20 protein-coding genes are annotated in these 22,928 nt (G+C 66.6%); 7 read left to right on the top strand and 13 right to left on the bottom strand.

What is annotated here, in order from left to right; translation table 11 throughout:
• Positions 1-138: 138 nt before the first annotated feature.
• Positions 139-942 carry a helix-turn-helix transcriptional regulator gene (locus tag FHS48_RS12500; protein WP_184263901.1) on the top strand — a complete coding sequence of 268 codons (804 nt, stop codon included), beginning with the start codon at positions 139-141 and terminating at the stop codon, positions 940-942.
• Complete coding sequence (locus FHS48_RS12495; RefSeq protein WP_184263900.1) at positions 939-1,736, top strand: helix-turn-helix transcriptional regulator; 798 nt, start codon at positions 939-941, stop codon at positions 1,734-1,736. Before FHS48_RS12500 ends, FHS48_RS12495 begins: the two co-directional genes overlap by 4 nt.
• Here FHS48_RS12495 and FHS48_RS12490 read toward each other — a convergent pair.
• From FHS48_RS12490 to FHS48_RS12475, 4 genes are all read right to left on the bottom strand, one after another.
• A complete protein-coding gene (locus tag FHS48_RS12490) occupies positions 1,687-2,616 on the bottom strand; it encodes a LysR family transcriptional regulator (protein ID WP_184263899.1) in 930 nt (309 codons plus the stop codon). The genes FHS48_RS12495 and FHS48_RS12490 overlap by 50 nt on opposite strands.
• 54 nt (positions 2,617-2,670) lie before the next feature.
• The gene (locus tag FHS48_RS12485; RefSeq protein ID WP_184263898.1) at positions 2,671-2,973 is read right to left on the bottom strand and encodes a helix-turn-helix domain-containing protein; all 303 of its coding nucleotides are present in this window, start codon (positions 2,971-2,973) and stop codon (positions 2,671-2,673) included.
• Positions 2,966-3,340: a type II toxin-antitoxin system RelE/ParE family toxin gene (locus tag FHS48_RS12480; protein ID WP_184263897.1), complete on the bottom strand. Its 375-nt coding sequence runs from the start codon at positions 3,338-3,340 to the stop codon at positions 2,966-2,968. The genes FHS48_RS12485 and FHS48_RS12480 overlap by 8 nt, the downstream gene beginning before the upstream one ends.
• A 78-nt stretch (positions 3,341-3,418) precedes the next feature.
• Positions 3,419-4,612 (bottom strand): MalY/PatB family protein, encoded by a 1,194-nt coding sequence (locus tag FHS48_RS12475; protein ID WP_184263896.1) that lies wholly within the window; start codon positions 4,610-4,612, stop codon positions 3,419-3,421.
• A 211-nt stretch (positions 4,613-4,823) separates the two neighbouring features.
• On the opposite strand from FHS48_RS12475, the gene FHS48_RS12470 reads away from it, so the two are divergent.
• From FHS48_RS12470 to FHS48_RS12455, 4 genes are all read left to right on the top strand, one after another.
• Positions 4,824-5,345 (top strand): RNA polymerase sigma factor, encoded by a 522-nt coding sequence (locus tag FHS48_RS12470; protein ID WP_184263895.1) that lies wholly within the window; start codon positions 4,824-4,826, stop codon positions 5,343-5,345.
• Between the two features lie 137 nt (positions 5,346-5,482).
• A complete protein-coding gene (locus FHS48_RS12465) occupies positions 5,483-6,451 on the top strand; it encodes a FecR family protein (protein WP_184263894.1) in 969 nt (322 codons plus the stop codon).
• A 114-nt stretch (positions 6,452-6,565) separates the two neighbouring features.
• Positions 6,566-8,839, top strand: coding sequence for a TonB-dependent receptor (locus FHS48_RS12460; RefSeq protein WP_311769137.1), 2,274 nt, complete (start codon positions 6,566-6,568; stop codon positions 8,837-8,839).
• 248 nt (positions 8,840-9,087) lie between these two features.
• Positions 9,088-10,581, top strand: coding sequence for a PepSY-associated TM helix domain-containing protein (locus FHS48_RS12455; RefSeq protein WP_184263893.1), 1,494 nt, complete (start codon positions 9,088-9,090; stop codon positions 10,579-10,581).
• A gap of 159 nt (positions 10,582-10,740) precedes the next feature.
• Here FHS48_RS12455 and FHS48_RS12450 read toward each other — a convergent pair whose 3' ends face one another.
• Positions 10,741-11,973 (bottom strand): threonine ammonia-lyase, encoded by a 1,233-nt coding sequence (locus tag FHS48_RS12450; protein WP_184263892.1) that lies wholly within the window; start codon positions 11,971-11,973, stop codon positions 10,741-10,743.
• A gap of 405 nt (positions 11,974-12,378) precedes the next feature.
• Here FHS48_RS12450 and FHS48_RS12445 point away from each other — a divergent pair, with 405 nt between their 5' ends.
• The gene (locus tag FHS48_RS12445) at positions 12,379-12,714 is read left to right on the top strand and encodes a hypothetical protein (protein ID WP_184263891.1); all 336 of its coding nucleotides are present in this window, start codon (positions 12,379-12,381) and stop codon (positions 12,712-12,714) included.
• A gap of 470 nt (positions 12,715-13,184) precedes the next feature.
• Here the strand turns inward: FHS48_RS12445 and FHS48_RS12440 are convergent, their stop codons facing one another.
• The 8 genes from FHS48_RS12440 to parE form a co-directional block, all read right to left on the bottom strand.
• Positions 13,185-14,159 (bottom strand): EamA family transporter, encoded by a 975-nt coding sequence (locus FHS48_RS12440; RefSeq protein ID WP_184263890.1) that lies wholly within the window; start codon positions 14,157-14,159, stop codon positions 13,185-13,187.
• A gap of 152 nt (positions 14,160-14,311) precedes the next feature.
• The gene (locus FHS48_RS12435; protein ID WP_184263889.1) at positions 14,312-15,100 is read right to left on the bottom strand and encodes an ABC transporter ATP-binding protein; all 789 of its coding nucleotides are present in this window, start codon (positions 15,098-15,100) and stop codon (positions 14,312-14,314) included.
• Positions 15,101-15,107: 7 nt separating this feature from the next.
• Positions 15,108-16,142, bottom strand: coding sequence for a FecCD family ABC transporter permease (locus tag FHS48_RS12430; RefSeq protein WP_184263888.1), 1,035 nt, complete (start codon positions 16,140-16,142; stop codon positions 15,108-15,110).
• A gap of 2 nt (positions 16,143-16,144) precedes the next feature.
• Positions 16,145-17,146 (bottom strand): FecCD family ABC transporter permease, encoded by a 1,002-nt coding sequence (locus tag FHS48_RS12425; RefSeq protein ID WP_311769136.1) that lies wholly within the window; start codon positions 17,144-17,146, stop codon positions 16,145-16,147.
• 6 nt (positions 17,147-17,152) lie between these two features.
• A complete protein-coding gene (locus tag FHS48_RS12420; RefSeq protein ID WP_184263887.1) occupies positions 17,153-18,127 on the bottom strand; it encodes an ABC transporter substrate-binding protein in 975 nt (324 codons plus the stop codon).
• Positions 18,128-18,193: 66 nt separating this feature from the next.
• On the bottom strand, positions 18,194-19,591 hold the full coding sequence (locus FHS48_RS12415) for an MATE family efflux transporter (RefSeq protein ID WP_184263886.1): 1,398 nt from the start codon (positions 19,589-19,591) through the stop codon (positions 18,194-18,196).
• A gap of 567 nt (positions 19,592-20,158) precedes the next feature.
• Positions 20,159-20,683, bottom strand: a complete 525-nt coding sequence (locus FHS48_RS12410) for a GNAT family N-acetyltransferase (RefSeq protein ID WP_184263885.1) — start codon at positions 20,681-20,683, stop codon at positions 20,159-20,161.
• Complete coding sequence (gene parE / locus FHS48_RS12405; RefSeq protein ID WP_184263884.1) at positions 20,683-22,668, bottom strand: DNA topoisomerase IV subunit B; 1,986 nt, start codon at positions 22,666-22,668, stop codon at positions 20,683-20,685. The genes FHS48_RS12410 and parE overlap by 1 nt, the downstream gene beginning before the upstream one ends.
• Positions 22,669-22,928: the final 260 nt, after the last annotated feature.

Below are 22,928 nucleotides of genomic sequence, written 5' to 3'. Positions count from 1 at the left end.
CGGCGGCTTGAACGAAAGGGCTGACTTGCGGATATCCGACCAAAAAGCCCGGACTTCCCCTTGCCGGAGCAAAAAACGCTGTGTAACAGTCAGGGGTGGGAGCGCCGGTCGGAGGGCGGGAGGAAAGGATCACACACCATGAGAATCCCCGGTCTGGGGCAGGTCATCGTCTGGCCGGGCGGCAATCTGTGGATCGGCCGCCCCCATCAGGCCACCACCCTGCACGCCCATCACGCGGTTGAGGTCTGCTTTAGCCTGCGCGGCACACTGCGCATGCGCACATCCACCGATGCCGCGTGGATATCCTGTCAGGCGGCGGTTGTGCCATCCCGCCAGCCCCATGCCCTTGACGCGGTCGGCAGTGATGTGGTGCTGCTGCTGTGCGAACCGGAAACCCTGTACGGCCACCGGATCGCCGCCTGCTTCCCCGCCACCGGCATCTGCCCGTTGCCGCCGGGGCTGACGGAACGCCTGCGGGATCTGTTCTGCCCCACCGATTTCATCACCGCCGATACCGATGACCTGACCGCCCGCAGCCTGGCCGCCCTGCGGCTGGTGGCGGGGGAAAGCGGGCCGCGCGGGCTGCCGCTGGCTGATCCCCGGATCCTGCGGGCCACCGCCACCCTGAAGGAACGGACCGATCAGTCCATCTCCCTTGAGGAGATCGCCGCCACCGTCCACCTGTCCCCCGGGCGGTTTCGTCACCTGTTCGTCGAGGAAATCGGCACGCCGTTCCGCCGCTATCTGCTGTGGCTGCGGCTTCAGAGGGCGCTGTCTGTCGCGCTGGATGGCGAAAGCTGGGCGCAGGCGGCACAGGCCGCCAATTTTGCCGATCAGGCCCACCTCAGCCGCACCTTCCGGCAGATGTTCGGGATTGCCCCGACCTTCCTCACCCCGCAATCCGGGGGCTTTCTGCCCGAGAGCCAGAAGATCCCGGCATGAAGATCTTCGGAATCGGCCAGATCGTCATGTGGCCGGGGGGTAACCTGTGGGCCGGGGTCTCCCGCGTGCCCGCTGCCCGGCATGCCCACCACGCCATTCAGATCTGCCTCAGCCTGTCCGGCGGTATCCGCCTGCGGTCCCACGAAGAAGAGGCGTGGACCGACTATCAGGCCGCCTTTATTCCTGCCCATATCCCCCACTGCTTCGAAGCCGTCGGCAGCGGCACCATCCTGCTGTTCTGCGAACCGGAATCCAACCTCGGGCGGCAGCTTCTCGCCCGCTTCCCGGCCGGATGTATCAGCCCGGTGCCTGCCGCCAGCGCCGATCCGGTGCGGGCCCTGTTCAGCCCGGCGGACTTTGACAGCACCCCCGCCGACGTGCTGGCCGACCGGGGCAAGGCGGCGCTGTGGGCGCTGGCCGGGGACCCGCTGCACCACACGCCGCCGACCGATCCGCGCATCCTGCGGGCGGTCTCCCTGCTGAAAGACCGCACCGACCGCAGCATTCCCCTTGGCGAGGCGGCGGCCACCGTCCACCTGTCCCCCGGCCGGTTCCGCCACCTGTTTGTCGCTGAAATGGGCATGCCGTTCCGGCGCTACCTGCTGTGGCTGCGGCTGCAAAAAGCGCTGTCCATGGCGCTGGGGGGCGAAAGCTGGGCGCAGGCGGCACAGGCCGCCAATTTCGCCGATCAGGCCCACCTCAGCCGCACCTTCCGGCAGATGCTGGGGGTGGCGCCGACCAGCCTTACCCCGCCGCCGACCATGGGGCCCCCGGCCCCAGACGCTCCGCCATGAAGTCGATGAACACCCGCACCGCCGGATTGCTGAAGCGGCTGCGGTAATACATGGCATACAGGGTGTGTTCGGTCCGCGCCCGGTACTGCGGCAGCACCCGCCGCAGCCGCCCGCCGGCCAGATGCGGCCCGGCGACGTAATCCGGCAGACAGGCGATGCCGCAGCCGTCCAGCGCCATTTCCGCCAGTGCCAGACTGGAATTGGACACCACCCGCCCGCGCACCGCCACCGTCAGCGGCGGCGCATCCCCCTGCCCCTCCCGCACAAAGCCCCAGTCGGCACCGCCGGTCATTTCCGGGTACAGCAGGCAGGCGTGGTGCGTCAGGTCCTGCGGCACCGTCACCGCCGGATGCTGGTCCAGATACCCCGGCGACGCACAGTACACCCAGCGGATCGGCACCAGCTTCCGCGCCGGGTCGGTCCAGTCCTGCCGCGCCGTAATCCGCAGGGCGACATCGAAATCTTCCTGCGACAGATCGACACAGCGGTCCTCCAGCGTCAGCACCACGTCAATATCGGGATAGGCCTCGGAAAAATCCCGCAGCAGCCGCGACACCTGCGTACAGCCGAACGCCACCGAGCAGGTGACCCGCAGCACCCCGCCGGGCCGCCGGAACTGCATGGCCGCCGTAATCGCCGCATCGGTATCCCGCAAAATCGCCGAGGCCCGGTCCAGCATCACCGCCCCGACCTCGGTCAGCGACAGCCGCCTGGTTGTCCGCTTCAGCAGGGTTGCGCCCAGTTCCGCCTCCAGCTGGGCCAGCCCTTTGCTGACCGCCGACGGCGTCACCCCCAGCACCCGCGCCGCCTTCGACAGGCTGCCCAGCTCCGCCGCCCGCACAAAAATCTCCAGCCGCGACAGCGATGTTGAATGGCGCATGGTCCGGTCTCCTCTGTGCCTGCCAAAAGGCAGAGCTCCGGGACAGAAGCAGACTCAGAGGAGAACCTGCAACCCTTTGTCGGCGATAATGTTCAGCAGCTTGAGTGCCGGGCCGCTCGGGTGGGTTTCCCCCTGCTCCCACTTGCGCACCGTCGAGGCCGACGTATGCAGATGCAGCGCCAGCACGGACTGACTGACATTCAGCCTCTGGCGCAGATCCCGGATATTCGCCGCGCTGAAAGGCCGGACCCGTGGCGGACAGGCCGCATCAAATTCCCGCAGGGTCACCTTGCTGACGACACCGATTTCATGCAGTGCCGCCAGATCATCCCGGAGGGAGTCAATCAGATCACTCACAGCGCACCTCCTGCAACACCCCGGCCTGCACGGCCTTCAGCAGCGCTTCGGCAGACAACTCCAAAAACACCCTTCCGGCGATCTGAAGGGCCTTCTTCTCATCCTGCGTAATATTCGCCCGGTCACTTTTGGCAAAGCCATAGAGAAACACGTAACGGTTGCCGATTTTTGCCGAGAGGAGCGTACGGTAGCCACCGCTTTTTCCAGCCCCGGGCCGGGCAACCCGTTTTTTGTAAAGATGGCCGCCCAGATCGGCATCAATCAGCCCTTTCTCCATCTCCATGACGGCATGACAGAGAACCGCGTCAGGAAGCTGCTCCCCCGCCTGCCAGCGGGAAAAGTCCTTCCGTTTAAGAATATGGGCCATGGACATCGGAGGATCATACCCGCAACGGGTATGATCCTCAAGAACGATCACCGCCCACAAGTGGCTCTGGGTGGCCCCTTACCCTTTCGGGAAGGCCTTTTCCAGCCGCCGCACCGCCTCTTCCACCACGCTGCGCGGGCAGCCGAGGTTGACGCGGACAAAGCCATGCGCATCACTGCCGAACTTCGGTCCACGGTCCAGCCACAGCCCGGCGCGGAACAGGGCGGCATCCAGATCCGTCACCGACAGGCCGGTGCCCCGGCAGTCCATCCATGCCAGATAGAGGGAGTCCATCGGCAGCGCCCGCAGCCCGCCGCAGCGGCTGTTGACCGCTTCGGCGAAAAAGGCCTGATTGTCCCGCACAGTGGCCAGCATGGCATCGGCCCAGCCTTCGCCACCGGTGTAGGCGGCGGCGGTGGCCACCATCCCCATCTGATTGGGCGAGGTGGTGGTGTTGCGTTCCAGCGTGCGCTTCAGCTCCCGCCGCAGCACCGGATCGCTGACAAACACCGTGCCACACTGCAATCCGGCGAGGTTGAAGGTCTTGCTGGCCGAGGTGCAGGTGACGCTGTTGGCGGCAAAGCGCGGATCCAGCGACGCGAAGGGGATGTGCTTCATCCCGTCGGCCAGCACGAAATCGGCGTGGATTTCGTCGGCGATCACGAACACGCCATGGCGCAGGCAGATTTCCCCCATCGCCCGCAGGTCACTTTCCGACCACACATTCCCCGTCGGATTATGCGGATGCGACAGGATGAACAGCCGGGTGTCCGGGCGGATCGCCTGTTCAAACGCCACCGGATCAAAGCGGTAGCGGTCGCCGTCCAGCGTCAGCGGCGCATAGGCCAGCGACCGCCCGTTGCTCAGCGGATCAGCATGGAAGTGGTGATAGACCGGGGTCTGGATCAGCACGCTGTCGCCGGGGCGGGTGACGGTCTGGATCACCATCTTCAGGGCAGCGACGACGCTGGCCACCGGCATCACCCAGTCGGCGGGCACCTGCCAGCCAAAGCGCCGGGCCTGCCAGCCGGTGACGGCGGCGACATAGGCCGGATCGGCCCCGTTGGCATAGCCGAACACCCCATGATCGACCTGTGCCTGCAAGGCACTGATAATCGCCGGGGCCACCCGGAAATCCATATCCGCCACCCACATCGGCAGGATGTCATCGGCGGACACATCCGCCGGCAGCAGACCGGCCGGGACCGTCCACTTCATGGCATTGGTGTTGCGGCGGTCAACGACGGTCTCGAAATCAAAGGTGGCGGTCATGGTCCGGTCTGGCCCCGTGCGGTGTGGAGTGCAGCCATGCTAGCCCCGGTGCCGATGACAGCGGAAACGAATTTCCGGCACAGCGGCTGTGAATAAAAGTTGAAAATCGCTACCCCGATCGCCTTATTGCAAATAATTATCAGTTGCCGTACACAAAGGATCTCCGCCGGGCCGTCCCTCCCGGTGCCCACCATCCTGAAGGGTCCGTTTGATGGCCGCCTCCGACCGGGCCCCGGCAGACCGCGCCTCGCTGCTGCGCCTGCTGGTCAGACATTACGACGACCTGACCCGCCGCCTGACCCGGCGGATGGGCTCCCCTGCCTCGGCGCAGGATGTGGTGCAGGATACGTTCGTGCGGGTCAGCGGCCTGACCACGGTGCCGGATCTGGACAACCCCCGCGCCTATCTGTACCGCGTCGCCGGAAACATCGCGCTGGATCATCTGCGGGCGGAAGGCCGCGCCGCCCGCCGCCATCTGCCTGCTGAAACGCTGGAGGATCACCCGTCCGATCATCCGTCCGCCGAGGCAGTGGCCGAGCAGCGCCAGCGGCTGGCGCGGCTGAATGACGCCGTTAACGCCCTGCCGGAGCGCTGCCGCGAGGTGTTCCTGCTGCACCGGATCGACGGTCTCAGCCATGCCGAGATCGCCGCCCGGCTGGGCATTTCCCGCAGCGCGGTGGAAAAGCACATTATCCGCGCCCTGTCCCATTGCCGCGACCGGCTGGTGGATTAAAATGCACGGCAGGGTGAGGATTTTGGCTGTCTCAATCGTCTCTCTCTTACGGGGGTGGCCTGCTGCTCCCGGTTTCCTGATATCCGGGGGCGAGGCCGTCACCCCCGGGCCATACCGTAACAAAGGGGGCAGACAGCGTGTCTGACCGGTCCCAGTTATCATCCCCCCGCAAAGCGGTGCTGGCATCATCCCCCCGCGAGGCGGCGCTGGCGTGGTTTGTCCGCCTGCATTCCGGCGACGCCAGCCGCGATGACCATGCCGCCTTTGCCCTCTGGGCCGACGCCGCGCCGGAACACCGGCAGGAATACGCCCGGCTGGATCAGGTGTGGGAGGATCTGGAGCATCTGCCCGACCCCCGGCCCGCACAACGCCGCCGCCGCCTGCACCGCCGGGCGCTGGCCGGGGCCGCGCTCTGTACGCTGGCGCTGGGGATTGCCGCCGGGCCGCTGACCGGGCCGTTCGGCCCCCTGCCGCTGGGCGACGGCGTCGGCTATGCCGCCGCCACCGGGCAGATCCGCAGCGTTCCCCTGCCCGATGGATCGCGGCTGGTGCTGGAGGCCGGCAGCCGGGCGGTGGTGACCTACAGCCCCGACCGCCGCCATGTGGAGCTGCGGGAGGGCCGGGTGCAGGCGGTGGTGGCCACCGACCCCGCCCGCCCGTTTGAGGTGACGTCCGCCGGGCTGACCGCCCGCGCCCTCGGCACCGCCTACACCGTCGAACAGCGTCAGGACGCAACCATTGTCGCCGTGCAGGAAAGCACGGTGGAGGTTCGGCGCGACGGCCAGCCACCGCAACGGCTGACCGCAGGCCAGCGCCTGACCGCCTCCGCTGCGGGGATGACCGTGGACCGGGCCTCCGCCGCCGATACCGCGTGGCAAAACGGCCATATGGTGTTCGAGGACGTGGCGCTGGCAGACGTGATTGCCGGTCTCAACCGCTGGCGGCCCGGCACCGTGCTGCTGCTGGGGCCGGATCTGGCGGCGCGGCGGGTCAGCGGGGTGTTTGACACCGCCAGCCCCGACGCCATTCTGGCGGCCCTGACCGCCACCCTTGGCCTGCGCCAGACCCGCCTGCCCGGCGGCGTCGTGCTGCTGCGGCAGGGATAAACTTTTTCAGATTTTTTTGGGTGCAGGGGGTGAGGATCCTCCGGCCTGCCATCGTCATACCATCAACGCAATGCGAATGCGTCCCGTTATCACGATGTTGCAAGGAAGCCTGCCGTGCCCGTTCCCGCTGCCCGCCGCCCCGTTCCGCTGCTGATCACCGCCACCGCCATCGGTCTGGCGCTGTGCCTGCCTGCCGCCGCGCAGGCCCAGACCGCCACCGCGCAGGCCAAACAGGAACCGGGACAGGTCCAGCCGAAAACCGCCGCCTTTGCCATTCCCGCCGGGCCGCTGGCCGCCGGGCTGACCACCTTTGGCCTGCAAAGCGGCGTGCAGGTGCTGTATGCCGCCGACCTGACCCGCGACCGCACCGCCCCGGCGGTGTCCGGCACCCTGTCGCCCGATGCGGCGTTGCTGGCGCTGCTGGCAGGCAGCGGCCTGACCTTCCAGTACACCGGCCCCAACACCGTCACCCTGTTGCAGGCCCCGACGGCGGTGCCGGGGGCCGCCACCCTGTCGCCGATGGCGGTGCAGGGCCAGCACGACCGTTACAGCGGCTGGCCGGAAGCCAGCCGCACCACCATCACCCCGGAGGATCTGGAGCGGAAGAACCCCGGCGATATCCGCCGCGTCTTCGCCGGGGAGACCGGGGTGCGGGTCGGCGGATCGGTCGCGATGAACGAGAAGGTCTATGTGCTGGGGGTGGAGGAAACCAATCTGGCGGTCAGCATCGACGGCAGCCGCCAGAACAACAAGGTGTTCCACCACAACGGCACCACCCTGATTGATCCGTCTTACCTGAAGGTGGCGCGGGTGGATTCCGGTGTCGCCCCCGCCGATGCCGGGCCGGGCGCGCTGGCCGGGGCCATCGCCTATGAAACCAAGGACGCCCGCGACTTCCTCGATGAAAACGGCGTCGGCGGCATGGTGAAGACCAGCTTCAACACCAACGGCGCGGTCTCCACCAACAACGCCGGGGTCTATGCCCGGCAGGACTGGGCCGACGTGCTGGTCAGCGCCACCTATGCCAAGGGCGGCAAATTCCGTGACGGCAACGGCGATAAGGTGCGCGGCAGCGCCACCGACATGCAGAGCGGCCTTGGCAAGCTCGGCCTTCAGGCCGACAGCGGCGACCGGCTGGAAATCAGCGCCGAGCGGGTGCGCGACAGCAGCAACCGCCCCTACCGTGGCAACATCGGCAACATCACCGGCCGCCCGGCGTGGGAACCGAAGGAACGCCAGTACACGCTGGAACGCGACAACCTGACCCTGACCTATTCCGATGCCACCCCGACCGACCTGTGGAACCCCAAGGTGGTGGTCGCCCACAGCGGCACGGAAGTGACCCTGCCGATCGTCACCGCCGCCACCTCCTACCCCGGCACCGGCGAGACCACCTCGCTGAACGGCAAGGTCGAGAACACCTTCACCTTCAGCTTCGGCACCCTGACCGTCGGCGGCGACTTTTACCGGGACCGCGCCGAATACAAGGACCGCACCATGGCCGCCCATGAGGAGGCCGACAACACCGGCCTGTATGCGCAGGCCCGCCTGAACCCGGTCGATCCGCTGCATCTGTCCTTCGGCCTGCGCAACGACTGGCAGAGCTTTACCGGCACCACCGGGCGGGAGTGGGACCAGTCCGGCCTGAGCCCCAACCTGTCCGGCGAGCTGGACGTGGTGCCCGGCCTGCTGAAGGCCAAGGCCGGATATGCCCATGTCTGGTCCGGCGTGCCGCTGGCGGAAAACTTCATCCTCAACCCGGCATGGGGCTATGCCAGCGCCCCGCAGCCGGTGCAGTCCGACAATGTCACCGCCGGGCTGGAGCTGACCCACGGCGGCTTCACCGTGGACTGGCAGGTGTTCCAGCTGAAAATGGATGACGTGCGCTCCGCCCGCTTTGCCGCCACCAGCGCCACCGTCACCCGCGATGTGCTGTCGCAGGGGTATGAGGCCGGGATCCGCTATGGCTGGGACACCGGTTTCGCCCGGGTTTCCTACGCCGATATCGACGTCACCATCGACGGCAAACCGGCGGATTCCGACACCGGCACCTATATCGCCACCCCGATGGGTAAGGTGATCTCGCTGGCGGCGGAACATGTCTTCCGCGAAGCCGGGATCACCATCGGCGGCGATGTTGACATCGTGCTGGATAACGACAAGGCCGCCCCCGGCAATCTGCCGCTGAAGGGCTATGAAGTGGTCAACCTGTATGCCGCCTATCAGCTGCCCGGCGATTACAGCAACATCAGCCTGCGCGCCGATGTGATGAACCTGTTCGATGCCGTTTACGCCGACCGCGCCACCTACGGGCAGGAATTCAGCACCGTCACCCCGCTGTATCAGCCGGGCCGTTCGTTCCTGCTGACCGCAACGGCGGCTTTTTAAGGGCCCCTCAGGCGGCGGGCGCGGGCGTCCGGCCCGGCTGCGCCGTGCCTTTGTCTGTTTGGTCCCTCAAACGGCGGGCGCGGGCCTCCGCCCGCTTGCCTCACGTGCCCACGCGGGCACGGGCCCTCAATGGGCCAGTCGCTGCGCTCCGCTTGGTTTTTTGGTCCCTTGTATGTTTAAGCCCATCAGGCGGCAGGCGCGGGCGTCCGTCCGCTGCCTGACCGCCCCCGAACCCGTTCACAGGTCCGATGTCACACTCCCCCAAGCGCCGTATTCCGTGGTTTACCCTGCATGGCTGGCTGGCGGTGCCGGTGTGGTTTCTGCTGACGCTGATCTGCGTCACCGGCACCGTGCTGACCATCGCCTACGAGGTACAGGGCCTGTGGGATCCGGCGGTGCTGGCCGGGCCAGCGGAGGACAGGCCAGAACAGCCGCTGAATGCCATTCTGGCCGCCGCAGCCGCCGCCACCCCGGACGGGATTGTCACCGCCCTCGGGCGGCGGGATCTGCATCTGGCCTATGAAGCCACCGTTTCCCTGCCCGATGCCCCCGAGGCCCGGGCCTTCATCAACCCCTATACCGCCGCCGTGCAGGGCATCAGTCTGGGTCCCGGCTTTACCGGCACCCTGCTGGCCCTGCATGGCTGGCTGCTGTTCCCCGGTGATTTCACCACCCTCGGCTGGTATGCGGTGACGGCACTGGCCCTGCCGATGCTGGGGGCAACCCTGACCGGACTGTTCGTCTACCGCCGCTTCTGGACCGCCCTGATCCGCCCACGCCTGCGCCTGACCGCCGGGGCGCGGGTGTTCTGGGGGGATCTGCACCGGGTCGGCGGAGTGTGGGGCCTGTGGTTTGCCCTGCTGATGGCCATCACCGGGCTGTGGTTTTTCACCGCCGCCGTCCTTGCCGCCAACGGGGTGCGGATCTTTCCGCCGCCCAAACCGGTGGCCACCCGCGATGCCCCGGACCGGCTGCCCGATGCCGATGCGGCGCTGGCGGCGGTGCGGGCCGCCGCTCCCGGCTTCCGGCTGCATTACCTGACCCTGCCGACCCAGCCGGGGCAGGCGCTGGTGCTGTTCGGCGACCGGGGCACCGCCCTGACCGGCAAATACGGCCACCGGTTCTATCTGCATCCGCAGACGCTGGAAATCACCGCCGCCATCACCCCGCAGGGCATGACCGCCCTGCAAACCACCGCCCGCGCCATGGGATCGCTGCATTTCGGCAATTTCGGCGGCCCGCTGACCAAAACGGTCTGGACCCTTGGCGGCGTGCTGCTGTCAGCCAGCCTGCTTGGTGGCGGCATCGTCTGGCTGCACCGCACCGCCCGCCCCAAAGCCGGGGACCGGGGCTGGGGACGGCTGCCGGGAGTGCTGCTGCTGCCGCTGCTGGTGGTGCCGGTGCTGAGTCTTGGCAGCTATGCCAGTGGCCGGACCGATGCGGTACCGCACGGCATCGCCCTGCCCCGCCAGCCGCTGGGGCCGCACACCGTCACCCTGTGGCTGGAGACCGAGGCCGACGGCACCACCGGCGTGGTGGCGGTGCTGTCCCCCGCCGCTGCCCGCAGCGCCCGGACCGTGACCGTGCAGCGCGACGGCGGCAAGGCAGTGGCCCTGCGCGGCCCACCGTACCGCCTGCGCGGCACCCTGCGCCCCGCCGCCGGCAGCGGTGCGGTGACCCTGACACTGGAAACCCGCGACGGCAGCCGTTACAGCACCGTCTGGCCCCCGGCCAGCCGGTAAAACCCGGCCCATTACAGACAGCCGGTAAGACCCGGCCCATTACAGACAGCCGGTAAGACCCGGCCCACCACAGACAGACGGCCCCCGGATGCCTCCGGGGGCCGTTCTGTTCATCGGTCTGTTAACAGAACCGTACGGATGGTTAGCTAAATGGCCGCCTTACGGCTGGCCGCGCAGCGGACCATCCAGCACTTCCACCACATACCCGGCCCCGCGCAGGCCATCGATCAGCAGGCCCATGCGGCGGGCGTCGATGGTTTCCAGCGCCACCTCCAGCGTGGTGTCCTTGGCGGGCAACGAGCTGAAAATCCGCTGGTGCGACACATCAATGATGTTGCCGCCCAGCTGGCCGATCAGCGCCGTAACCTTGGCCAGCTGGCCCGGCATGTCCATCAGGGCAATGCGCAGGCGGCCCATGCGGCCGGAGCGCACCTGATGGCGCATGATCACCCCGGCCAGCAGCCGCTGGTCGATGTTGCCGCCGGACAGCACCACGCCGACCGTCTTGCCATGGAACTTGTCGGGATGCGCCAGAACCGCCGCCAGTGCTGCCGCCCCGGCCCCTTCCACCACCGTCTTTTCAATCGACAGCAGATGGGTGATGGCGGTTTCCAGCGCGTCCTCGTCCACGGTCAGGATTTCATCGACGGTTTTCGCAACGATCTGCCGGGTCAGATGCCCGGGTTCCTTCACCGCGATGCCTTCGGCGATGGTGTCACCGCCCCCCGCCGGGGGTTCGCCCCGGATCACCCGGTCCATGCCCGGATACAGCGCCGCCTGCACCCCGACCACGCGGATATGCGGGGCCAGTGCCTTGATCGCCGTCGCCATGCCGGAAATCATGCCGCCGCCGCCGATCGGCACCACCACCACATCCAGCGGCAGCGGGGTATCTTCCAGCATTTCCAGCGCAATCGTCCCCTGCCCGGCCACCACATAGGGGTCGTCGTAGGGGTGAACGAACACCAGATTGCGTTCCTTCTGCAACTGCGCGGCGTACTCGCTGGCCTCGGAGAAATTGGCGCCTTCCAGCACCACTTCCGCCCCGAACACGGCTGTGTTCTCCACCTTCACGAACGGGGTGGATTTCGGCATCACGATCGTTGCCGGAATGCCGAGGCGGCTGGCGTTATAGGCAACCCCCTGCGCGTGGTTGCCCGCCGACACGGCAATCACACCGCGCATTCGTTCTTCCGCCGTCAGGGACATCAGCTTGTTGAGAGCCCCGCGCTCCTTGAAGGAGGCGGTGAATTGCAGGTTCTCAAACTTCAGCACGATGCGCGCCCCGGTGACACGGCCAAGTGTCAGGGACTCGGTCGTCCACGTCCGCTCCACCGCATCATGAATGCGGGCAGCGGCGGCGCGGATATCCTCCAGCGTAGGCAAAGTCACGAACTGGGTCTCCCGTCAGGATAATGGCCCCATCCGGAGGACGGGGCGCCCGTTCAAAAAACAGGGCGACCATCATGCCGGGAACCCGGAACCGTTCCAACTGTTTAACACGACACATAATTTTTTATAAAATCCATCAACACGCATCACATTCCACCACCGCAAACCCGGCCTAAACCGCGAAATCCTTAGGGTATACAGCGTTAAATCAGGCTTTCCCGATACGGACGCAATATTATTTCCGATACATTTTTGACTCTTCTTTACGCAATAAGCGTGTCATATTCTGCCAACGCGGCCACCCTTCAAGAGCCGCGCCAAAAACCCTGAGGAAACCGCAAAACCTTGGGGAAACAGTAAAACCCTGGGGAAACACCACAGGACGGCAACACAAAGGGGAGTCTCATGTTTTTTGATGCCTGCGACGCGGAAAAGATCGCGACCTGGAAAGGCGAGATCGAAAGCTACATCCGCACCCTCGACACGCTGGAAGACGAAATCCGCGATTACTTCCGCACCAACGGCGAACACGACCCCGATGCCGTGATCGCCCGCTGGGACGAGATTCAGACCGTCAATCAGGGCGATATCCTGTGGGCCGCCTTCATCGGCGACGGCGTTGACGCTGCCCGCAGCCGGGCCGCCGCCAGCGGTCTGGCCCTGCACCACGGTACCCCGCCCGATGGATACGGGAATGCCAACTGGTATGGCATGTCCCTGTGGTACGTGGACCAGCCCTGACCGCGCGCCCACCGTGCGGCAGGCCCCGCCCTGCCGGATGCCCATCATCTGGCAGGGCGGGGGAGGTCCATGTCTGCAACGGCCTTTCCTGCCCAACCGGGAAAGGCTGTTGCAGTTTTCACATAGCGAGACTGTAATCTTCGCGAAATGCGAGACCCGCGCCAGAGCAGGCTTCCCCTGCCCGCCAAATCATGGCAATGTGATCGGGCGTTTCTGGACGGGACAGAACGCAACGAGTGATCCGGTCCCCCCCCCTGCATCTGCGGCATCCGCCGCGCCGGGGCTGGTATCGGATCCCGCCCCCGACCTTTTGTGGAGGATGTCGGGGTCTCGGATCGCACCTCCCATCCCGGATGTCCTGCGTCAGCTTTGCTGGCAGGGGGTATCCGGTTCTTCATCCGCACACACCCTCACCTTCAGGCGACCGGCAACGGTCGCCTTTTTTTCTGCCCTTTTTTCCGGTCAGAGAATCAGGCCGCCTCGCGCAGCGGCTCCCCGTCATCCTCGTCCTCATCGGGCCGGTCAGCCCGCTCCGGCGGCGGCGGCACCGGGGACGGATCGCCGAACGTGGTCCCGAGCGAGGCCAGAACCACCAGCCCGATCCCGGCGCAGGAGACCAGCGACAGCGCCTCGCCCAGCAGCAGGAAGCCCATGGCCGCCCCCACCGCCGGTTCGCAGCTGGTCAGCACGCTGAAACTGCGGGCCGGAAGCCGCCGCAGGGCAAACATTTCCAGCGTGAACGGCACGGCAGAGGACAGCACCGCCACGGCCAGAGCCAGCGCCGCCACCGACCACAGGCTGCCATCCCCACCGAGACCGGCCCCGGTCGGCAGCACCAGCGCCAGCGGGGCAATCGCCAGCGCCGCACAGATCATCCCCACCGCCGGAGCGCGGGCACCGTGGTCGGCCCCGGCCCGCTGACCGAGCAGAATATAGGCCCCCCAGCACACCCCGGCGCCCAGCGCCATCAGCATGCCGATGGGGTCAAGGCCGGTGGCCTCCACCCCGTTATGGCTGCTGCCGCTGGGCAGCAGCAGGGCCAGCCCGACCAGCGCCAGCCCGATCCAGACAAAATGCGACCGGCGGCGCGATGACAGCACCGCCACCGTCAGCGGCCCGGTGAATTCAATCGCCAGCGCGATCCCCAGCGGAATCCGCTCAATCGCCATGTACAGCAGCAGGTTCATGAACCCCATCGACAGGCCGTACAGCACGCCGGAGCGGACCGAGCGGCGGGTCAGCGGCGTACGCCACACCCGCAGCACCACGCCAAGGATCAGCGCCGCCAGCCCCAGACGCAGCACGGTGGTCCCGGCCGGACCGACCAGCGGAAACAGGGCCTTGGCGAACGACGCCCCGGCGGTGATCGACACCATCGCCGACAGCAGGGCAATCATCGGGGCCAGACGCGATCCGGCGACAGGGGCAACAACAGGGGCAGACATGGGACGCACCGACAGAAAAAGGGGAATGACCGGGGAGTCAAAAAGGCCGGAACTGTAACCGGTTCCGGCCCCGATGACAAAGAGCAAGCGGGTATGGGTGGGATAGCCCCCCCTCCTGCGGCTGCCGTGGCCCCCTGTTTCCGTGCCGCCCCTTACGCCGGAATCACCCCGAGCGACAGATCAAAGTGCGGCGGCCCGCCTTCGGCAAAGGTCACAAACCGCCCCCTGACCCGGAACACCGTCTCGATCAGGCCGCTTTCCGCCAGAGCTGCCGGAGGGCCGTCAAACTTCAGGACTCCGTTCTGCAACAGGGAAATGGCATCGCACACCGCCATCGCCTGATTGATGTCGTGGATCGCCATAATGACCGAGACACCCTGTTCCCGGCTCAGGCGGCGGACCAGCTCCAACACCTCCACCTGATGGCCGATGTCGAGAAAGGTGGTCGGCTCATCCAGCAGCAGCACCTTGGCCTGCTGGGTCAACGCCGCCGCGATCCACGCCCGCTGGCGTTCCCCCCCGGACAGTTCACGCAGGCTGCGCCCGGCCAGCGCGGTCAGGCCGGTGCCATCCAGCGCCCAACGGATGGCCTCCTCATCCTCCGGCCCATAGCGGCGGAACAGGCCGACATGGGCAAACCGCCCCTGCCGGACCAGATGTTCAACCGTCATATCCTCGGGGGCGGCCGGATGCTGCGGCAGATAGGCCAGCTTCTGTGCCAGCACCCGGCGGGGCAGACCGTGCACGGCGGTGCCGTCAATCTCAACCTGCCCGGCGGCGGGCCGGATCAGCCCGGCAACGGTTTGCAGGGCGGTACTTTTGCCCGATCCATTCGGGCCGATCAGGCCCCGGATCTCTCCCGGGGCCATCGACAGACGGAAATCGCTCAGGGCCTGACGGCGGCCATAGACAACGGACAGACTGGAACAGGTAACCGGCATCGCGCCCTCACGGAGTTTTCCGAAGCAGGAGAATCAGGACCGGCACCCCCAGCAGGGCGGTGACGACACCGATGGGAATTTCATCGGCCCCGCCGATCAGCCGTCCGGCGAGATCCCCCGCCGTGACCACCACCGCCCCCAGCATGACCGTCACCGGCACCAGCAGGGCACGGTGCCCGGCAACCACAAACCGGGCCAGATGCGGAACCAGCAGGCCGACGAAGGCGATCGGGCCGACCGCCCCCACCGCGCTGGCGGCCAGACCGCTGGCCAGACAGAGCACGGCGGTGAAGGCCCGGCGGTAGGACAGCCCGAAAGAGCGGGCGGCCGCAGCCTCAAGCCCCAGAAGGTCCAGCGGCCGCAGCAGCACCGGCAACAGCGCCAGACCGGCCATGGTGAAGGGGGCAAGGAAAAGGGCATGGTCCCAGCTGCGGGCGTAGAGGCTGCCCGCCAGCCATTCCAGCAGGATTTCAACGCGGGTGGATCCCCATCCGGCAATCACGCCCATTGCCAGGGCATGCAGCAGCGCCCCGACCGCCACCCCGCACAGGGTGACCCGGATCGGCCCCAGCTCATGCCGCAGCGCCAGCAGATGCACCAGCCCCGCCGCGCAGAGGCCACCGACCAGCCCCACCGCGGGCAGCCACGCCACCGGCAGGTCCGGCAGGGTGTTGCCGCCCGGCGCATGGCTGTAGACCGTGACCAGCAGGAACACCGCAACCGCCAGCGTCGCCCCCTGCGAGATGCCCAGAATGGACGGATCCGCCAGCGGATTGCGGGTGATGCGCTGCAAGAGCAGGCCTGACACCGCCAGATTGATTCCGGCCAGCACCCCGGTGGCCACCCGGGGCAAACGGAATTCCAGCAGAATCGACCGGGCCATGGCACTGCCGCCCCCGCTCAGGGTGGCGAGGCTGTCCGCCAGCGGCACATCGGCAACCCCCAGCAGAACCGCCAGCGGCAGCGACAGGGCGACCGCCAGCAGACATCCGGCCAGCAGCAGTCCGGCGGAACGGGGCCGGGCAGAGAGTGACGCGGCCATCCTCACCCCTCCTCTTTCGACGTGATACGGTGATTGCGGACCAGATGCAGGAACACCGGGCCGCCGATCAGCGCCGCAACGATGCTGACCGGAAGCTCCCGCGGCAGCACCACGGTGCGGGCCACCAGATCAGCCGCCACCACCAGCGTCCCGCCCAGCGCGGCGGTCAGCCCGATCAGCCAGCCGGGGCCGGGGGGATGCAACAGCCGGGCGATATGCGGCGACGCCAGCCCGACGAAGGCAACATGCCCGGCCACCGGTGCCACCCCGGCCACCGGCAGCACCGCCAGCAGCAGCAGCAGCGGTTTCCAGAACGCCAGAGACAGCCCCATTCCGGCCGCTGCCTGCTCGCTGAGGGAAAACAGGGAAATCGCCCGCAGGCAGGCCAGCGCCCCGCCGGTTCCGATCACCACCCATGGCAGCATCGACAGCAGCTTCGGCCACGAAGCCCCCTGAAATCCCCCCGACAGCCAGAAGAACAGCGATGCCGCCTGCGGCCCGCTGAGCAGGATCAGATAGGTTGTCACCGCCCCCAGAAACAACGCCACGCTGATGCCGCCCAGGGCCAGCCGCATCGGGCGGGCCCCGCTGCCGGCAATCCACGCGGTGGTCAGTGCGGCGGCCAGCCCTCCGGCCAGCCCGATCCCCGGGTAATAGGCCGAAGAGACGCCCGGCAACAGCAGGAAGCACAGCAGGATCGCCGTCACCGCCCCGGAGGTGACCCCGGTCAGCCCCGGCCCGGCCAGCGGATTCCGGGTCAGGATCTGCAACAGCAGGCCGGAGACCGCCAGCCCGGCCCCGCCGACAAAGGCTGATACGCTGCGCGGAAGCCGCAGGGTCCACACCAGCACCGCCTCAAGGCTGTCGTCGGGATGCAGCAGAACGGCGGGCAGCACCTCCGGCCGCAGGGGACGGCTGCCCAGCAGCAGCCCCCAGACGCCGAGAAGGACCGACACCAGCAGCAGCGCGGCAATCAGCCCGCCGGATGTGAGGGAACGTCGCACCGGCGGCTACTTCCGGACCGAGGCAGGGATCAGCGTGGCGGCCTCAGCCTTGATATCAACCGCCGGAAACAGGTCGGGATACAGGAAGTGGGCCGCCTGCCGCAGGATCAGCTCGCGGGCCACCGGGCCGTTCGGTTCCACCCATTCATCGCCGACATAATGGACCCGGCCAGCCTTGACGGCGGACAGCCGGTTCCAGATCGGGTTGGCCTGATGCGGGCGTTCCGGGCCGGAATCATAGACAAAGATCACCTCCGGATCCTTTTCCAGCATCGCCTCCAGACTCATCTCCATCCCGAAGCGCCCGCCCTGCACCATCGGCCCGGCGATGTTCTCCCCGCCCAGCCGGGTGGCGATCCACGCCGCCATGTTCTCGGTGTGGAAGGTGAACGGCGTGTTGCCTGCCCACATGATCTGGAAGCGCGGATGCCGGTCCTTCGGGGCTCTGGCGGCGTAATCCTCCAGCCGCCGGCGGAAGGCATCATTCAGCTCCTGCCCGCGCTGCGGCTGACCGAACAGGGTGGCCAGCTGCTCCACTTCCGTGAAGCTCTCGCTGTACAGTTCCATGTTGTAGGCAAGGTACGGGGCGATTTTGTCCAGCTGGGCGGCGTTGCCCTGCGTGTAACGCCGCATGGCGACGATCAGGTCCGGCCCGGTTTCGGCCAGAAGTTCCAGATTGGGTTTGGCCCGCTGGCCGATCTTCTTCATACCGGCCGTCAGGCCGAGCAGATAGTCCGGCTCCCGCCCGGCGGTCATGTATGTGGTCGCCACCGGCATCACCCCGACCGCCAGCGCCACATCGGCGGCAAGGTAGGAAATGGCGGCAATCCGCTGCGGCCGGGCGGGAACCTGCACGCTGACACCCCGGTCATCGGTCACGGTGCGGGCCGTGGCGTCTTGCGCCTGCGCAGGCCCGGCCATCAGGGCGGGCAGCATCCCGAGTGCGAGGCCGATGACCGGCAGGGTTACGGTCCTGATCATGTCGATACGCTTCCTTTGGAGAGAGGCCTGTCCGGAGGGTCTTTTCAGAAAAAAAAACGGGGGGTTCTATGCGGTCCGGTCATGGGCCGGGCCGGTCAGCCCATGAAGATCGAGAAGAAAGCGCCGCCACAGCAGCAGGCTGGTGGCACCGAAGCCAAGGCACAGCCCGGACCAGACGCCATAGCCGTTCAGCCCGAGGGGATAGGCACACAGCGCCATGGCGGGAACCCCGATCAACCAGTACCCGACCAGAGTGTTGTTCAGCCCGGCTTTGGTATTGCCCAATCCCCGCAGCAGGCCGACGCAGATGTTCTGCGACCCCTTGAAATACTGATGCGCAACGGCAAACCACAGCAGGGTTGCCGCCATCGCGGTCACCGCCGGATCGGCTTCCGCCCCCAGAAAGGGCCGCAACACCACCGACGGGACCAGTGCATACAGCAGAGCCACCGCCGTCATGATCGCCATCCCGAGGCCGAGAGCCTGCCAGGCAACCGGGGCCACGGCCTGCGCCTCCCCCCTGCCAAGGGCGCGGCTGACCAGAATCGAGGCCCCCTGCGACAGACCGATGTTGACCTGATAGACGATATAGGCCAGCTGGTTGACGATGTTGGAGGCCGCCAGCGCCACCGCCCCGAAGCTGCCCATGAACAGGCTGGCGATCGACGTGATGGCCGCCTCCGAGCCGTAAGTCAGGGCGATCGGGGTTCCCATCCGGGTAATGGTAAGCACCCTTCCCCGGTCCGCCCGCCACAGATCCAGCGCCACCAATGGCCCCAGCACCGGATCCCGCCGGACCGTGCGCAGATACACCAGAAACGTCCAGACCTGCACCAGCGTTGTCGACAGCCCGATCCCGGCAAGGCCAAGCTGCGGCAGCCCCAGCCAGCCGTAGATAAAAACCGCATTCAGCAGGCCATTGACCGCAATGGACAGCAGCGTCACCCGCAGCAGCGATCCGGCCCGGCGCATCCCCACCGCAAACTGCCGCAGCACATTCAGCCACAGCATCGGCAGCAGGCCGGGGGCAAGGGTCAGCATGACCGCGCGGGCCTGCACCGAGACCTCCGGGGTCTGCGCCAGCAGGGGCAGCAGCAGACTGAGCCCGGCCAGCAGAAGCGCCGCCGCCGCGCCGGTCAACGTCGCAACCAGCAGCGCCGCCCGCAGCAGGGCCTGCACATCGGCACGGGCGAGATCATCCCCCGCCGCCGCTCCGGCCCGCTTTTCCCCGCGCCCGGCGGCAGCGGCAACCAGATTGCCGACGCCGGTCACCATCCCCACACCCATCGTCCGCAGCTGGTTATACAGCAGCATGGCCAGCCCACCGGCGGCCACCGCCTGCACCCCCAGCAACCCCATCATCAGCAGATCCGTACTGGTCAGGGCAACCTGCGCAAACTGAATTCCGGCAATCGGTGCTGACAGGGCAATCAGATCACGGTATGCAGAAAAGCGTGGCGGCATCAGATCTTCATCCTTAATTTTGCACAGAGTTCATAAATTAATTATCCATCATCAATAAAATGCCTGTTAATTAATAAATTAGAACACCATCTATTGAATTTTATTTCAAATATTTAACATAACGATCAATTAATATTATTATATTGTTTACTTAACTGGCTCCTCTTTTTCCGCCAGCCATCTAGCCCCGGAGCAGCCCCAGAGTCAATAATGATTCTCAATATCAATAAATGCTGATACCAGCCCCTTCCACCGGGAAAATCCGGTGAGACTCAAAACGGGCCGCCCCTTCATCGGGGGCAGCCCGTCTTCATTCCACTCTGGCAGAAACTGGCAGGGCGTCAGGTCTCCATCATGACCTGACACAGAAAGACCATGGCGGCGGGCCTCCGCCCGCTTGTATGTTTAGCCCCTCAGACAGCGGGCGGCCGCATCCGTGCCCTTGCCTCACGTTCGCATGGGCGGGCGGGCCCTCAATGGGCCAGTCGCTGCGCTCCGTTTTTTTGTTTGGCATCAGGCGGAGAACGCCCGGTCTTCCCCTCAGGCGGAGAACGCCCGGTCTTCCCCTCAGGCGTAAAACGCCACTGGCGGCTTGCCGGGGAAAACCTCCCGCAGGCCCTGATCGGTCAGGCCGAGTTTTTGCAGGATCCGTTCCGACCCAATATTCCCGGGGGTGACGATGGCGACGATGCGCGGCAGGCCGAACACCGTCAGCGCCAGATCGCGGCAGGCCAGAGCCGCCTCGCTGGTGTAGCCCTGCCCTTCGTACTCCGCCAGCAGGGCATAGCCGATTTCCACATCGTCCATGCCATTGCGCCGCAGCAGACCGCAGATGCCCACCGGCAGGCCATCGGCCCGGCGCTCCATCCGCCACATGCCAAAGCCATGCACGGCGTAAGAGTCCAGCGGGCCGGTGCGCAGATTGGTCACGGCGTCATCCAGCGTCCGCACCCCCTTATCGCCGATATTGGCGATAAAACCCGGCTCGTTCAGCAGCCGCAGCATGAAGGCGGCGTCGCCTTCGGTCAGGCGGCGCAGGCGCAGGCGGGCCGTTTCGGCGACCACAAGACCGTCCACAGTTCCCCCTGCCATCAGATGTCCAGATCCTTCACAAACTGGGCATGGGCCTGAATGTACTGGAAGCGCAGCTCCGCCTTGCGGCCCATCAGCTGCTCCACCAGACTGGCGGTGGCGTGGTAATCCTCCACCTCCTCCTCGGTGCGGCGGTTGGGCAGCATCACCCGCAGCAGGGTGCGGGTGGCCGGGCTCATGGTGGTTTCCTTCAGCTGGGCCGGGGGCATTTCGCCCAACCCTTTGAAGCGGCTGACATCGACCTTGCCGCGCCCGCTGAAGTCGGTGCGCATCAGCTGGTCCTTGTGGGCATCGTCGCGGGCGTACTGGCTTTTGCCGCCCTGCACCAGCCGGTACAGCGGCGGCAGGGCCAGATACAGCCGCCCGGCTTCGATCAGCGGCTGCATTTCGCGGTAGAAGAAGGTCATCAGCAGACTGGCGATATGCGCGCCGTCAACGTCGGCGTCGGTCATGATGATGATTTTTTCATAGCGCAGCTTGTCCAGCTCGAAGTGGTCGCGCACGCCGCAGCCCAGCGCCTCCACCAGATCCTTCAGCTCCTGATTGGCGCGCAGCTTGTCATCCGATGCCGAGGCAACGTTGAGGATCTTGCCGCGCAGCGGCAGGATCGCCTGCGTCTCGCGGTTGCGGGCCTGCTTGGCGGAGCCGCCCGCCGAGTCCCCTTCGACGATGAACAGTTCGGTGCCTTCGGCGATGGAGCGGGAGCAGTCGGCCAGCTTACCCGGCAGGCGCAGGCGCTTGGTCGCCGATTTGCGCGACAGGTCCTTGCTCTGCTTGCGGCGCAGGCGTTCCTCCATGCGGTCAACCAGATGGCCGAGCAGCATGTTGGCGGCATCCGGGGCACCGGTCAGCCAGTGGTCGAAGTGGTCACGCACCGCCTGTTCCACCAGCCGGGTGGCTTCGGCGCTGGCCAGCCTTTCCTTGGTCTGGCCCTGAAACTGTGGCTCGCGGATGAACAGCGACAGCATCACGCAGGCCCCGCCGGTGACGTCTTCCGCCGTCAGACCGGCGGCCTTCTTGTTGTTCACCAGCTCGGCATAGGCGCGGATGCTTTTGGTCAGGGCGTTGCGCAGGCCCTGTTCATGGGTGCCGCCTTCCGGGGTCGGCACGGTGTTGACGTAGGAGGAGAAGAACGCCTCCTGATCCTCCGGCCAGCACACCGCCCATTCGACGCTGCCCATGTCATCGGCCAGCGCCCCGGATCCGGCGTAGACGCTGGACACCGTCGCCCGGTCCTTGAGGATGGTGGCGAGGAAGTCTTCCAGACCGTTGGGGAAGTGCAGTTCATCCTGCGCCGGAATCCCGTCCAGACCATCCAGCAGCACCGGATCACAGGACCAGCGGATTTTCACCCCCCGGAACAGATAGGCCTTCGACCGCGCCATCCGGTACAGGGTGGCGGGCTTGAAGCGGGCGCGGGGGCCGAAAATCTCCGGGTCCGGGCGGAAGCGCACCAGCGTGCCGCGCCGGTTATGGACCGCGCCAAGGTTCTCCAGCCCGCCCTGCGGCAGCCCGCGCGAGAAGGCCTGACGGTACAGGGTGCGGTCGCGGGCGACCTCCACCACCATGGTTTCCGACAGGGCGTTGACCACCGACGACCCGACGCCGTGCAGACCGCCGGACACCTTGTAGGCATCGCCGCCGAACTTGCCGCCGGAATGCAGGGTGGTCAAAATCACCTCCAGCGCCGACTTGTCGGGGTACTTGGGGTGCGGATCCACCGGAATGCCGCGCCCGTTATCGCGGATCGACACCGACCCATCGACATGCAGGTCAAGGTCGATGAACGAGGCATGGCCCGCCACCGCCTCGTCCATGGCGTTATCGAGGATTTCCGCCACCAGATGGTGCAGCGCCTTTTCATCGGTGCCGCCGATATACATGCCGGGGCGCTTGCGCACCGGCTCCAGCCCTTCGAGGACCTCGATATCCTTGGCGGTATAGCCGGTGGACTTGGGGGCGAGATTTTCGAAAAGATCGGACATGGACGCGGGAACGCTCGCTGCTGGACACAGGGGGACAGGGCCGGATCGCAGGCACACCGACAGGATAAGACCGCAGAAATCTGCATGGCACCTATCGGAAAACCCGGTCTGGGCAACCCGGCGTCAGGGATACTATATCAGTCGGGCTGAGAAAACAGCCGAATCCCCGCGATCGCCACGGGGGTTTTCCGTCCCGCCCGTTAAGTTCTGTGGTCTGATCCCGCCGCCGATGCCATATTCATCCCCTGATCTCCGTATCG

This window comes from Novispirillum itersonii, assembly GCF_014205675.1.
GTDB classification, from domain to species: Bacteria; Pseudomonadota; Alphaproteobacteria; order Rhodospirillales; family Rhodospirillaceae; genus Novispirillum; species Novispirillum itersonii_A.
Note: the sequence above shows the minus strand (reverse complement) of the source record. Positions and strands in the feature narration are given on the sequence as shown.